Here is a 13,811-nt window from a genome sequence, read left to right on the forward strand (position 1 = left end):
GCGGGTGGCGAAACTTGAGCGTTGGACGGATTTGCACCAAATCGAACCGCGCGTGGGCGAAAACTGACCTCATAAATCAAGGCGCTGGCAGTCCCGTGGGACTGCCAGCGCCGATGAGCCAACAACCAAGGCTATTCAGACTGACAGGGGAACTCAGCGCGGTGCGGACACCGGCCGGGAAATCGAGGGACCGCTGGCGATGCGGCCAAAGTTGTAACCGAAGATGACGAATCCTTCGATGGCCGGTGTGGGGGCCGAGCAGCCGGCGAGGCAGACCAGATTGATCCAACTGTTCGGGGTGGGGCGGATCTGGATGGAGGGACCGATGCCGAACTTGCGATCGCCGCTGCTGTTGTGGCGCCCACCTTGCTCGTTTTCGTATTTGTACTGCATCTCGAGACCGGCGGAGAGCACCTGGTCAATGAGGGTGTAGCTGAGGCCCTGGCTGATGGCGAATTCGTTGGCGCGGCCGCGGCTAATGGCACGCTCATAGGCGAAGTTCAAAGCCCAGTGCAGGCGCGGCGTGAAGTCGTCTCCGAGCAGCAATTTGACCTCATAGACATCACTTCCGTAGGTGCCGTCGGTGGCTTTGTACTCGGCGTAGAGCGTGGGATTGAGCGGGATGACGCCCCAGTCCGCAAGCGCCCAGCGCAGTTCAAAGGCGAGATCCTGTTTCAGGGTTCTGCCATCCTCATGACCCCAGTCGGCGTAGATGTCCAACTGCATGCGCCAGGGGAGGCCGATTTCGATTTCCTCGATAAACTTTTGCTGCGGCTTCTTGCCCTGATCGCGATAGGAACGCACACGCCACCACTGTTCGACGGACACCTGTCCTGGATCCTGCTGGATGTATACCCGGGAGAAACCGAACCGGCGCTTCGAGGTCCATTCAGGACGCTTCATCTCGCCAATGAAGGCTTCTTCCTTTAACCAACCGGGTCGGTCCACGACGACGATGGGTTTGAGCAGAATGGACTCCATGGCGTCCACCTGAGCGGAGGCCTGCTGCTGGGTGGAGAGCAAGAGGAGTGAACAGAGCGAAGCGATGAGAAATCGGGGGCGGAACAGCACGGGAGTCATGAGGCGCGTTGTGAGTCGGGCCGTTGCTATGACCGACTCAATCCGTGCTGTAAAGCCAACGCGTTTCTTGTGGGACTATTGAATTCCAGTCGGCATCCTTTTTGACCACGAAGTACGCGGTTTGGACAATCATGAACCACCAAGAGTGAGGGGTGTAGCCACGCTCTCACTCCTGGCTCGACGTGCTTGAGATCCTCGTCTCAGGCCTGAGTGAACTGCCCCAGCTCACGGAACTTCTGGTAGCGCTGTTCCAGCATTTTGGCGGTCGGAAGGGCTGACAGATCCTTCAGGGTGGTGAGCACTGCCTCCTTGAGAGAGTTTGCTGCGGCGAAGTGATCGTTATGGGCTCCTCCGAGGGGTTCGGGGATGATGCCGTCGATGATGCCGAGCTTGGAAAGGTCCTGCGCACTGAGCTTGAGAGCGGAGGCGGCTTCGGGCGCGTGTTCGCGGTGTTTCCAAAGAATCGCCGCACAGCCTTCAGGGCTGATGACGGAGTAGTAGGCGTTTTCCATCATGAGGACCTTGTCAGCGATGCCGATGCCGAGAGCTCCGCCGCTGCCGCCTTCGCCGATGACGATGGCGATGATCGGAGTGCGGAGCGTCATCATCTCGCGCAGGTTGAAGGCGATGGCCTCGGCGATGTTGCGCTCTTCTGCGCCGATGCCAGGGAAGGCTCCGGGGGTGTCGATGAGGGTGACGATGGGAAGGCTGAACTTTTCGGCCATCCGCATCAGGCGGAGGGCTTTGCGATAGCCTTCCGGATGGGCGCTGCCGAAGTTGCGCAGGAGGTTTTCCTTGGTGTCTCGTCCTTTCTGGTGGCCGAGAATCGCGACGCGCTGTCCGCCGATGGTGGCAAAGCCGGCGGGCATGGCGTTGTCATCGCCGATGTGGCGGTCGCCGTGGAGTTCCACGAACTCGTCGCAGATGTGCTTCACGTAGTCGAGCATGAAGGGGCGGGCGATGTGGCGGGAGATTTGCACGCGTTGCCAGGGGGAAAGGTTGGCATGGATGTCACGCTGCAGCGCGTCAGCCTTGGTTTCGAGGTCGGCGATCTGTTGCGCGAGCTTGTCAGTGGGCTTCGAGGCGAGCTTTTTTTTTGCCTCCTCGATTTCTTGACGCAGTTTGACGATGGGCTTTTCGAATTCCAAGATTTGTTTCATGTCGTTCAGGGGAAAGGGGGTAAGAGCGATTACCTCACGAGGCTCAACTTTGACCCTCTGCTCACAAGCGCAAAGAGTTCTTCAATGTCCTCGCGGGAGAGAAAAATGCCGGTTTCTGCCGCAGGGGAGGGGGGCGGGGCGGGCATGGCGCTTGCCGCTGCCGGCGTGGTGGTGGATTTTTTGGCGTTCTTCGGGGCGGCCTTCGGTTCTTCTACCGGTAGAGCACGAGCCACGGGCGGTGTACGGATGCTGATGCCAGCCTTGGTTCCGGCGAGCCACTTTTCCGCATCGACATGCTTAATCTCGGTGGATCCTACTGCCTTGCCATCGTAGATGGCGTTTTTCCCGGCAATTTGCATTTCTACAGGGAGACGCGTGCCGGGTGGCAGGTTGATATCCTTTGCCTGGTAGATTTTGAAGAGGTACTCTTTGTCGCCAACCTTGCGCAGCAGCATGACCTGCTTTTTGGAGACGCTGACGCCGAGGTGAAAGTCCATCGGAATGATGGTCAGGTGATCGCCCGGCTGGAGATTGAAGCTCATCAAGCCACTGGCACGGATGATGGAGTCCACCGTGGTGCCTTGTCGGCTGGCGATCAGATTTAGTGAATCACCCGGCTGCACGATGTAGTCTTTCTTACCCGAATGATTGTTGGGCGAGTAAAGTTGGTCCATGTTGATTTCACCGATGATGCGCATGGCTTCGGGGCAGGTTGCCGACTCGGGAAACTGCTGGCGCAGCTTGTAGAGCGCCTCGCGGCCTTCCTCGATTTTGCCGTCGCGAATAAGTTCGACGGCGGCTTCGAAGCGGCGCACTCCTGGATCGATCCGAGGGCGGTCCGTGGCCTTCATCGCGGCGATGTCCTCTTCGACCTGGCTTTCCTTGAGCAGGACGTTCATATAGACCCAGTAGCCCATGGCCAGCGTGCCCGCGACGAGTCCGACGGTGATGAGGAAAATCAGCAGTTTGATCTGGGTCCGTGCCATTGCGGGAATCGACAAACGTTCGCTCAGCCCAGGAGGCCGCGGCGTTTGAAATCGAAGAGGTTGATGTTCTGGGACTTTTCGATCATCTCGACGGTGAACTTGAGCAGGCAGATCTCCCAGGTGTCGTCCACGCCCTGAATCACCGCTCGCATCGGGTTGCCGGTGGTGCGGATGTTGCCGAGCAGTTTGCCGCAGACTTCGTCCATGGACTCATGGACGATTTGTTCGCTGATGTCGCCTTTGCGAAACTTGAAGCCGTACTTGAGGATGGCCAGTTTGTGCAGGTTCTCCCTGAGGAATTCGCCAAAGGCGGAGGCCTCCTGGCTGAAGCCTTCGAAGTCAAAGTTTCCCGGCATTTCCGGACGCAGGATGAGCGGCTTTTCGGCCTCAATGCGCCCTTCGCGGACGCGCACGGCTCCAACGGTGTCCATGAGTTCTGTGACAATCTGAAACTCGAACTGCGTGCTCCCGAAGGTGTCGATGCGGCGGTCCGGTTCATGCAAGACCTGGGTGTTCTCCAGGGCATATTGAATGTCGAACTCGGTGGGCATGATTTGAGGGGTCGCGGAGATTAATCTGCTTCGACCGAGGGGCCAGTGATTTCTTGGCCGCAACGGTTGTGAAAAGGATACGCCTGCGCCATTGCTCCCATCCCATGAAACTGCCCCCGCATTTGCTCGATGAGATTGTCCTTTCCCTCGGAGAGGTCTTCGTGGGCAGACGCTATGCGGACAAGGTGATCGAGTTCACCTTCAAACGACACCGCAAATGGGGCAGCCGCGACCGGCGTATCTTTGCTGAGTCGATCTATGAATGTGTGCGCTGGTGGCGCTGGTTTTGGCATCTGGCCGGACTGCCCGACGAGGAGCATACCCAGCCGGAATACATCACGCCAGAGCGTCTGTGGCGCGTGTGGGCAGCCTACTGGATCACCAACGGCCGGGAACTGCCGCAGGACGAAACAGCGCCGCAGGTGAAGCCGGGCGATGTTTTGAAGCGGGCCAAAGAAGGTGCCTCGCCCGCGGTTCGTGCGGCGATTCCCGACTGGCTCGAAGAACGTGGCAGCCGTGAACTCGGCACCGCATGGCCAGCACTGCGCGAGGCGCTCAATGTGCCGGCGGACGTGTATCTGCGGGTGAACACGCTCAAGAACGACCGGCGTGCACTGCGGGAAAGGCTGGGGCGCGAAGGCTTCGAAGCTGAGGCCGTGGAGAGTGTGCCGAGCGCCCTGCGGTTGAAGCAGCGGGCGAGTTTGTTTGGTTCCGCCGCCTACAAGGAGGGACTGTTCGAAGTGCAGGATGCAGCTTCGCAACTCATCGCTCCCTTTCTGCAACCCGAGCCCGGCATGCGTGTGATCGATGCGTGCGCGGGTGGTGGTGGCAAGTCGCTTCACCTCGCCGCGATCATGCGCAACAAGGGGCGCCTGCTCGCACTCGACGTGCATGCGTGGAAGTTGGCCGAACTGCGCAAGCGGGCGTCACGCGCAGGCGTGGACATCATCGAAGCGCGCGAGATTGAAGGATCGAAGACGATCAAACGCCTGGCAAACAAGGCGGACCGCGTGCTTCTGGACGTGCCATGTTCGGGACTTGGCGTGCTGCGCCGCAATCCTGATGCGAAGTGGAAGCTCAGTGATGCGGAGATCGACCGGCTTATCGCCCTGCAGGCGGAGATTCTGGAAAGCTACAGCCGCATGGTCAACCCTGGCGGCAAGCTGGTGTATGCCACGTGCAGCATTCTGCCGAGCGAGAATGAGCAGCAAGTGAAGGCGTTTCTAGCTCGGCACGGCGATGAATGGAGCCTCGAAGAGGAGCTGCATCGTACGCCGGAGACGGGCGCGTTTGACGGGTTCTATGCCGCGCGCTTGCTGAGGAAGAGTGCTGCCGATTCTTCAACCACGGAAAACACTGAACACACGGAAAAGAAAGAACCAACGGAACACACTCAAAGCTGAGGATCAGACTCTGGTCGTTCCGTGTATTCTATGTTTTCCGTGGTTCAAATCTCAATGGCATCCGCAGCCGCTGCCACAGGAGCCACCCCCTGACTGTGGTGCGGAGCTGCCGCCACCCATCAAGCCTGTGCCTCCGATGGGCACACGACGGACTGGCTGTCCGTTGTCGGGATGCTGCGTGAGGGCGGCGTCCTTCATGCTCTGACGGACTTCGAAGCGTTTGACGGGTTCGCCTTCAAACTGGGGAATGGTTTCGTAAACGTAGGTGGGCATGGCGGGGAGTTGTAAGTTCCAAGTTCAAGGATTCAAGTTTCAAACGGGTCCCGGGAGGAAAAATAAAAGCGGCGTCCCGGTGAGGGGACGCCGCGTGGGAATGCTGAAAAGCGGATCAGGCTTTCTCTGCCGCTTCTTCGTCGTCAATGGTGATCGGCTTGTAACCGCCGATGGCCTTGAAGTAGAGCAGCAGCAGCAGGTAGATCGCGGCCATGGTGCCGGGAATGTAAGCGTCGAACTTCAAGGTCTTGCGGTCGCCCTGTTGGTCAGCTGCGACAACCACCTGCTGATCGGGAGTCTTCTCCTTGGCTTCCTTGGCTTCAGAGAGCTTCTTGCCATCGAGACCGGAGGCTGCTGTGGCGTCGAGGTTGAGGAACTTGCTCGGCGTGGCCGCCTTGTAGGTTTCAAACAGGGCAGGGTTCTTGGATTTGAGATCCTCACCGGCAAAGCGGTCCTTCATGTAGCCCAGGCCCGGGCCGCCGATGATGCCGGCGGACAGCATGCCAATGCCTCCCATGATGGAAATGGCGACAGCGCCCGTGCGCGGGAAGCGGTCGGAGGCGACGGCGAGCATGGTCGGCCAGAAGAAGGTCTTGCCGAAAGCATAGATGCCGAGAGCGATGAGCGCCGTGGCGAAAGTGTTCATCGTGGAGGCGAGCGTCAGACCGCCGGCGGCGAGAGCCGAGCAAACGAAGAGCAGTCCGACCGGGGAAAGCTTGAGGGTCTTCTCGATCCAGTGGGCGCAGAAGCGCAGGCCGAACATGATGGCAGAGGTCCAGAGGAAGAGAGCCTTGCCCTGCTCAGGCGTGAACAGATTGCCCGTGATGTTCTGAATCCAGCCATCCGTGCCGAGTTCGACCGCGCCGACGAGAGCGTGAGTGACAAAGAGAACAAATAGGACGATGGAGCCGAGGGAGAACTTGGTGATCACGCCGACACCGATGAGCAGCACGCCGCCCACCCCGTAGCCGAGGTTCTTGGACAGGTCAGGAGCAAGACCGACCACATCTTTGAAGAAGCCCTCCGCGAAGAAGGAAAGCAGGAAGCAGGCCACGGCGCCGCCGAGGATGCCCACGTCTTTGAGCATGTTGCCAAAGCTGACGCCCTTCGCGGCGGCTTCGGATTTCGGGAAATGCTGGCCCATGAACATGAGGCCGTAGATCACGGTCGGGATCAGGTAGAGCGCGAGCTGGATGCGCCAGTTGATTTCCATCTTGTCATCCAAGAACCAGCCGAGCACGACGCCAATCACCATGCCAGCAGGCCAGGAGGCATGCAGGATGTTGAGGTAATGGGTGCGGTTTTCCGGGAACAGCGTGGCGACGAGCGGATTGGCCACGGCTTCCAAGGTGCCATTCGCGAAAGCGAAGATGAACATGCCGAGGGACAGCACCATGTAGGCATTACCACCGCTGGCGGTGAAGGTGACGAGCGCGGAGACCACATGCAGCAAGAAGGCCAGCACGACGAGTTTGCCGTAGCCGATTTTGTCCACGACCACGCCACCAAGAATGATGCCGAAACAGAAGCCGTTGAAGCCCATGCCCCCGATGGCTCCGAGCTGTGCTCCCGTGAAGCCGAACTCCTTCGCCCAGTTGTCAAAGATACCGCCACGAACGGCGAAGCCGACGCCGGCGGCGAGGATGGCCATAAAGCCGGCCCAGAGAAGTCTCATTCGATTGTTTTCGCTCATAGAGGGAGTGGAGTGTGTTGGTTGGATGGAGTGGTTGTCGGGGAAAGGGCGAGTTTTAGGTGCCTCGCTTCATCGCGACAAGGAAAAAATGCTCGCAAGACTGAGAAGGCGGGCGAATGCCCGGATGCTGTCGCTGAAAGATTGAGATGCCGCAGGCTCAGAATCCGGGATCGGCTTCCGGTTCCTGGCTGATGGCGACGGGCTTGTAGCCGCCTCTCGCCCTGAAGTAGAACAGCATCACCAGATAGCAGACCAGCATGAAGGCGGGGAGCACCGCGATGTTGGTGAAGGCACCGCGTTTGCTGTCGGCCTGCACCGCGTTCAGTTCGTTCGCAGAAGCAGCGTCGAGCGCCTTGATTTTCTCCTGGTCGAGACCGGGCGTGCTGCCAAAGATGGTGGGCTTGGCGGCGCCTTCGACTTTGGTCAGCAGGGCAGTGTGGCCGTTGGAAAGACGTGAATGCATGTCCTTGTCCTGCTGATAGCCGATGAACGGACTGCCGAGGACGCCAAGGAATAGCACGCCGACGGCTGAGACGCCGTTGAGCGTCAGGGCGCCGCCTTTCGGGAACTGCTCGGATGTCAGCCCAAGGGTGGTGCTCCAAAGGAAGGTTTTACCGAAGGCATATACGGTGGATGCGGCGACGATGGCCCAGCCGACGCTCTTGGAGAGGAACATCAGACCGGCGATGGCGACGGCGGAACCGAGCACAAGCAGACCGATGGGCGAGATGCGATGGACGATGGGGCCTGCGTAGAAGCGCAGGATCGTCATGATCGTCGAGACATAGACAAAGACCCATGCGGCGAAGGTCACATTGCTCTCACCGGAAGCGAAGGGGCCGTTCAATTTCAGCAACTCTGGCATCCAGCCGTCGGTGCCGAGTTCGGTGGTGGCGAGCGGTCCGATGATGATGAGCACTAGAATGAAGAGCCAGTTGCCCGGAGACATGGTGTAAAGACCGGCCAGCAGGCCGATGACCGCGCCTGCGATGAGCGAGGCTGTGAGCGACGCGTCCTTGCCCGCCATCTGCATGATGGCGAAGTACATGAGGAAGCCGATGATGAAGAAGCCCACCGCGCCGACTTCCTTCAGCATGTCCCGGTAGGTCACACCAGCGGCGACACGTTCATTTACCGGGAATTTGCACGGCAGGATCAGCAGCGCGTAGAGCACCACCGGGATGAAGCAGAGCCCGAAGCGGAACTTCCACACGGCGTCGAAAAACAGCGTCGTATTAGGGAACAGGGCGCAGAACAGGGCTCCCAACGCGAGACCTGCCGGCCAGCCGGCATGCAGGATGTTCAGCCATTTTGCCTTCTCTTTGCTGAACACCGTCGCGACGACCGGATTGATGAAGGATTCCACCGTGCCGTTTGCCACGGCCACGAGCAGCGTGCTCCAGTAGAACGACTCATAACCGGTGGCGTTCAGCGTGAGCACGAGCGAGACCAAGTGGCAGGCGATGGCGAAGATCGCGACGGTCTTGTAGCCGATCCAGTCGATGACGAGGCTGAAGAAGATGATGCTGATTGCGAAGGGCCACATGCCGGCGCCGTTGATGTTGCCTTTCTGTGCTTCGGAAAGATTGAAGCCGTCCTGCAACAGTCCGATGGAGTTGGCCCGGACGCCGAAGACGAACGAGGTGGCGACGAGGGCGATGAAGCAGGCCCAAAAGAGTTTCATGTCGGCTTTGCCGGGAGCTGTCTGAGTCATGGAGCGGGTCGGGTAAAATGAAGGGCGATTCCAGCAAAAGCGGACTGCCAGCGCAATGCCTTTTTCCCTGGTCGCGAAATTCCCTGTGTCCGACCTCCGGCTTGACGCCAAGCGTGCGGGGCCGCATGTTCGGTTGTTCAGCGGGGCGGATCGTCGATTCCCTGCGGAAGTCTATACCCCATGCTCTTTTTGTATGATCTGACACTGACGCGCACACCCTGCCGGTTTCTGGCGGTGTGCTTTTGGATGCTGGCTCTCTTTGCCCCACTGGCGCAGGCCCAGGTGGTGCTGAAGGCGCAACCGGTGGAGGCTGTGGATGACGAAAAGACCGTGGTGCCTGCCCCTCAGGAGAAACCTGACCTGAAGGCCTCGTGGCAGACTCAGAAAGAGGCGCGTGCCTTGACTCTGAGTGTGCCGGCTCCGCGTGGACAGATCGTGGACCGCCACGGGGTGCCGTTTGCGCAGAACCGGGCGGCCAACTACCTCGCTCTGGTGATGCCCTACATGGAAGGTGCCAGCGATGAGCAGATCACGGCCTTTGCACGCTCAACGATCGACAAGGTCAACAAGGTGCTCGGCAAGACCTGGTCGCTCTCGGATGACAAGGTGCTGCTGCACTACAAGCATCGCCGCTGGCTGCCGCTGGTGTTTTCCATTGAGGAGGGGTTGAACGTGGAGATCACCCCGGACATGGAGGAAAAGCTCAAACCTCTGCTGGGCAGCAGTCTGGTTATTCAAGCCGCTTATCTCCGCCATTACCCGCAGGGCACCACCGCCTGTCATATCATCGGTTACACTGGGAAAACGCGTCCGCTGCCCACCGGTCCGATCGTGGACGGGGATCCTGTGTTCGAGGAAATGGAAGGACGTGAGGGCATCGAGGCTGCATTTGACAGTGACCTCAAAGGCCAGGCTGGCATTGTGAACGTGCTGTTTAGTCCTGACGGCAAGCGTCTCTCCGAGGACGTGCGACGTGCTCCTGTTCCGGGGCACAACGTGGTTCTTTCTCTCGACTACAGCTTTCAAAAGTATGCCGAAAACGCTCTGAGGAAGCACACCACGGGTGGTGCGATGGTGATCATGGATGTGACCAACGGTGACATTCTGGCGATGGCCTCCAATCCCGGGTTTGATCTCAACGAGTTCGTGCCGGGCATCCGTCAGAAGCGCTACGAGGAGCTTACCAAAGATCCGCACCTGCCGCTCTTCCCGCGTTCGTTCCGCGGTGAGTACCCGCCGGCATCGACTTTCAAGATCGTCACGGCGCTCGGCGCACTGGACAGCGGCAAGGTGACGGCCAAGACTTACTATGACTGCCCAAACGCGTTGGAGATCGGGGATCGCGTCTTCAAGAACTGGAACAAGGAGGGCGAAGGATCGATGACCGTCGTCTCTGCCATCAAGCGTTCATGCAACACCTGGTTTTATCGTGCCGCGATTGATTCAGGCGCGGAGTACCTCTCGAACATGGCGATGCGGCTTGGATTTGGCGAGCGCACGGGCATTCCGCTCAAGGCAGAGGGAGAAGGCTTCGTGCAGACGAACGCGTGGACGTTGCAACACCGTGGTCACAAGATGCTTCCGGGCGATATCGCGAACATGGCCATCGGTCAGGGAATGGTGCTCGCCACTCCGCTGCAAGTCTGCCAGTGCATGGCCGGGCTCGGCGACGGCTCACGCATTCCTCAGCCACGTCTGGTGCTGCAGATTCAGGATCTGGCGGACCGCGTGGTGATGGCTTATGAACCTAAGGATCGCAAACGCATCGATCTGAATCCTGATCAGCGCCAGACCGTCATCAGTGGCATGGTGGCGGTGGTGAACGGTGGCGGTGGCACCGGACGTGCGGCCGGAATCAAGCAGGCTGAAATGGCAGGCAAAACCGGCACGGCCCAATGGAGGATCGCCAAAGACCACAATCTCGCATGGTTCACCGGATTCCTGCCTGCCGGAAAGCCGATGTTTGCCTTCGCTGTGTTGTATGAGGGCGAGCCGGGAGAAGGGGTTAGCGGAGGACAGAAGGCGGCACCTATCGTGCATGAAGTCTTCACCAACATCTTTGAGAAGGCTCCGGCAGATGACCCCATGCTTTTGGCGATGAAAGAGGTCCCAAAAGCCACGGTGGTCGAGGAGGAAGTCGTCGAGAAACCGGTGGAGGTTCAAAGCGTCCGTCCCCCGCCTCCGCCTCCGCCTGAGAAAAAGACGATCGGTGGTTTCTTCCGCAAGCTGTTTGGCCGCTAATCAGGCGATCTCGATGAACATTCAACTCGCCACCGTCTGTGACTTTGCCGCCGACTACCAGGGCAAGCTGTGCATTCAAGGCGCGTTCGACACGCTCTGCGCCCAGACTTTCCCGGTGGTGCATCCGCAGTGCTCCATCGCCGTGCGCGCGGTGTTTCAGGCGGACGATGCGGGCAAACATGAGTTTGTGATCCGCTGCGTCGATCCTGACGGGAAGGAGTGCCTGCCGCCCATGCCTGCGGTCATCGATGTGACCTTTCCCTCCGCCTTCATACCCTTCGTTTCGCGGAATATCGTTTATACCCTGCAGCGTCTGAAGTTCGAAAGGCAGGGGATGTATCGCTGGCTGGTCCAGCACCAGAACGACACTCTGGCGAGCATTCCGCTGCGGGTGACGCTGTTTGATGACAGGCGCTCCGCCACAGGTCCCGCAGGCTAGCCCATCATGACGACGTCAAAGCCCAAGACCCATTCCGAGCACGCGACCCCCACCGGCGCTCCGGTTCGTCAGTTGTCAGTGTTTTTGCACAACCGGGTCGGTGCGCTCATGTCGCTGGTAAAACTGCTCACCGAGCATCGAATCGAGATTCTGGGGCTCTCCTTGCAGGACACGACGGAACTGGCGCTCGTGCGTCTGGTTCCCAGTGATCCCGAGACCACGGAGATGCTCTTGATCGAGAAGGGGATTCCTCATGTCGTGTGCCCGGTCACCGCCGTCGAACTGCGTGAAACCGAGCACTCGCTCGTGCATGCGTTGTCAGCCCTGCTCTCCGCCGAGATCAACATCGACTTCAGCTACTCGCTCTTTGTGCGTCCCGCCCACAATCCGGTTTTTGTGTTGCATCTTGACTCACCGGACGTGGGTGCCGAGGTGCTCACCAGCGCTGGATTCAAGGTGCTGATGCAGGAGGATTTGAGCCGGTAGCCAGATCCTGATTCTTGAGCATGAAGGCTGGGGCCAGTTGGGCAATGAACGCCCGTGAATCTTCCATGGCGCTGAGTTCGATAATAGGATCCTCCTGTCCGACGCGCTGTTCCGGCAGGGGCACGTAGATCGAGGCCATGGCCCACCGGTGCTGGATGTTGCGGAAGACGGAGTCGTAGTAGGAAAGGAACACGTGCTCGTAGTGTTCCGGGCAGGTCGTGCCGTTGGAGCCGATGTACCAGTAGAAATTGAGAGCCCGTGTCCGAATGCGGACGCCTGGTCGCGGCTCCACATCGCGGAAGATCCTCATCATCATGACCGTGATCTCACGACCGTCTTCCAGACGCAGCGGAATCGGTGTACGGTCGGTGACCGTCCACCCTTGGTTTGGCAGGCAGACCTCAGGACGGTGCAGGCTGCGCTTCTCAAAGCCACTCAAGATCACCGTTGCCATGATTTGTCTGCCCGTGGAGGAGGCATAGACGTTGCGCGACAGTCTCACGCCTTCATCCAGCAGATTCTTCTCCTGAGCCGTCATTTCATACTCGCGGCCCTGATAGTCTCCCAATGACAGCGGCAGCGCGGGTTGGAGACCGTCGGACTTCAATTTCACTCCGGGTATGGAAACGTGGAAACCGATGTCTGTGCGGGCACATATGCCGAGGGCGGCCAGCGGCAGCACGACGGCCGCCGATAGTTGGGCCAATGTGCGGCGGGGCAGAGGGATGGAGAAGGTTGTGCCAGAGGAGACGCTCTTCACACGTCGTTGCAGGTTCTTTTTCATCTCCCGCCCTTCAAGCAGCCAGCAGAGGGCAAACATGCCCGCCAGAGCGACACCAAATACGGCGAAACCGGCGAAGGTGTGATAGGGCGACATCTCCTGGTGTTCGCCGATATGTCTGCCCACGGCAAAATCGGAGCCAAACATCAGCGTTCCAGCGACCAACAGCAGCAAACGCACAACGTTCCCCGCCACCGCCAGCGGCACGGCACAGACGAAAAGCAGGAACCGCCAACGTGGCCGTTTCAGCGCCAGGTAGCCAAGCAGCGCTGCGATCATCATCAAGGCAAAGAGCGAATTGATGCCGCTGCATTTGGCATCCACATCAAGACTGAACGCATCGCCGACTTGCAGTCCGCGTCCGGTATCCGGCGCCGATTGCAGCGCGGAGCCTTCGTTGACCGAGGGGACGCCGATCATGTTCAGCAATGAGGTTGCCATCGCGGCTGTTCGGGGCCGCAGGGGGGAGGCCACGGAGTCTTCCAGAGGCTGCATCGGCCATGTGAACAGGAGAAAAAGCCAGGAAAAGAACAAGGCGCGCATCCATCCGCGCCCCGCCACGAGCAGAATCATGCCCGCCAGCACGAGCTGAACGGCCAGAAAACCGGGGTAGCCGGTGTCCGCCTTGTAACCCACCCAATAGACGAACAATCCCAGGCCCAGTGGCAGCAGGCCGGCCCAGTCGCCCTGCCAGGGAAGTTTGTGAAGGTCGTCCCGCCGCAGCCAGACCAGCCAGCCGACCAAGGCCGGCACCAGCAGGCAGAACTGCCAGTCGGCCTTTGTGCCAACCCATCGCGCCCAGCCGATCAAAATGCTTTCGCGTTTGCCGTAGTCCCATTGCTGATAAGGCCACACCAGAAACAACAGCACCAGCACGACAGGCACCCCGAAAGACACAGCCATGCGCAGAGTTTCAGGCCGCAGAAGGGCATGCGGCGCTGCGGGTGCGGCGGCGGGCAGTGGGGTCGGATGGGTTGATTCTGTTGCCATGACGATGGTTGACG

General features: G+C 59.6%; 12 protein-coding genes. 4 read left to right on the top strand and 8 right to left on the bottom strand.

Features of this window, described 5'->3' with window-relative positions; all coding sequences use genetic code 11:
• Positions 1-153: 153 nt before the first annotated feature.
• The 4 genes from KDL09_RS16805 to KDL09_RS16820 all read right to left on the bottom strand — a co-directional run bounded on the left by KDL09_RS16805 (position 154) and on the right by KDL09_RS16820 (position 3,777).
• Positions 154-1,080, bottom strand: a complete 927-nt coding sequence (locus tag KDL09_RS16805) for a hypothetical protein (protein ID WP_294387577.1) — start codon at positions 1,078-1,080, stop codon at positions 154-156.
• A 200-nt stretch (positions 1,081-1,280) separates the two neighbouring features.
• The gene (locus KDL09_RS16810; protein ID WP_294387578.1) at positions 1,281-2,240 is read right to left on the bottom strand and encodes an acetyl-CoA carboxylase carboxyltransferase subunit alpha; all 960 of its coding nucleotides are present in this window, start codon (positions 2,238-2,240) and stop codon (positions 1,281-1,283) included.
• A gap of 29 nt (positions 2,241-2,269) precedes the next feature.
• Positions 2,270-3,226: a LysM peptidoglycan-binding domain-containing protein gene (locus KDL09_RS16815; RefSeq protein WP_294387581.1), complete on the bottom strand. Its 957-nt coding sequence runs from the start codon at positions 3,224-3,226 to the stop codon at positions 2,270-2,272.
• A 23-nt stretch (positions 3,227-3,249) separates the two neighbouring features.
• Positions 3,250-3,777, bottom strand: coding sequence for a hypothetical protein (locus tag KDL09_RS16820; protein ID WP_294387583.1), 528 nt, complete (start codon positions 3,775-3,777; stop codon positions 3,250-3,252).
• A 104-nt stretch (positions 3,778-3,881) separates the two neighbouring features.
• Between KDL09_RS16820 and KDL09_RS16825 the strand changes: the two genes are divergently transcribed.
• Positions 3,882-5,180, top strand: a complete 1,299-nt coding sequence (locus KDL09_RS16825; protein WP_294387585.1) for a methyltransferase domain-containing protein — start codon at positions 3,882-3,884, stop codon at positions 5,178-5,180.
• Positions 5,181-5,231: 51 nt separating this feature from the next.
• Here the strand turns inward: KDL09_RS16825 and KDL09_RS16830 are convergent, their stop codons facing one another.
• The 3 genes from KDL09_RS16830 to KDL09_RS16840 all read right to left on the bottom strand — a co-directional run bounded on the left by KDL09_RS16830 (position 5,232) and on the right by KDL09_RS16840 (position 8,860).
• Positions 5,232-5,453, bottom strand: coding sequence for a zinc ribbon domain-containing protein (locus tag KDL09_RS16830; protein ID WP_294387590.1), 222 nt, complete (start codon positions 5,451-5,453; stop codon positions 5,232-5,234).
• Between the two features lie 115 nt (positions 5,454-5,568).
• Positions 5,569-7,128, bottom strand: a complete 1,560-nt coding sequence (locus KDL09_RS16835; RefSeq protein WP_294387592.1) for an MFS transporter — start codon at positions 7,126-7,128, stop codon at positions 5,569-5,571.
• A 175-nt stretch (positions 7,129-7,303) separates the two neighbouring features.
• Positions 7,304-8,860, bottom strand: coding sequence for an MFS transporter (locus KDL09_RS16840; RefSeq protein WP_294387594.1), 1,557 nt, complete (start codon positions 8,858-8,860; stop codon positions 7,304-7,306).
• A 180-nt stretch (positions 8,861-9,040) separates the two neighbouring features.
• Between KDL09_RS16840 and KDL09_RS16845 the strand changes: the two genes are divergently transcribed.
• The 3 genes from KDL09_RS16845 to KDL09_RS16855 are packed head-to-tail and all read left to right on the top strand — an operon-like array spanning position 9,041 to position 12,026.
• Positions 9,041-11,101: a penicillin-binding transpeptidase domain-containing protein gene (locus KDL09_RS16845; RefSeq protein ID WP_294387595.1), complete on the top strand. Its 2,061-nt coding sequence runs from the start codon at positions 9,041-9,043 to the stop codon at positions 11,099-11,101.
• A 13-nt stretch (positions 11,102-11,114) separates the two neighbouring features.
• Positions 11,115-11,540, top strand: a complete 426-nt coding sequence (locus KDL09_RS16850) for a hypothetical protein (RefSeq protein WP_294387597.1) — start codon at positions 11,115-11,117, stop codon at positions 11,538-11,540.
• A 6-nt stretch (positions 11,541-11,546) separates the two neighbouring features.
• Complete coding sequence (locus tag KDL09_RS16855) at positions 11,547-12,026, top strand: hypothetical protein (RefSeq protein WP_294387600.1); 480 nt, start codon at positions 11,547-11,549, stop codon at positions 12,024-12,026.
• Here KDL09_RS16855 and KDL09_RS16860 read toward each other — a convergent pair.
• Complete coding sequence (locus tag KDL09_RS16860) at positions 11,992-13,797, bottom strand: exosortase/archaeosortase family protein (protein ID WP_294387603.1); 1,806 nt, start codon at positions 13,795-13,797, stop codon at positions 11,992-11,994. The two genes, KDL09_RS16855 and KDL09_RS16860, sit on opposite strands and share 35 nt — an antisense overlap.
• Positions 13,798-13,811: the final 14 nt, after the last annotated feature.

Source organism: Prosthecobacter sp. (assembly GCF_020439865.1).
Lineage (GTDB): Bacteria > Verrucomicrobiota > Verrucomicrobiia > Verrucomicrobiales > Verrucomicrobiaceae > Prosthecobacter.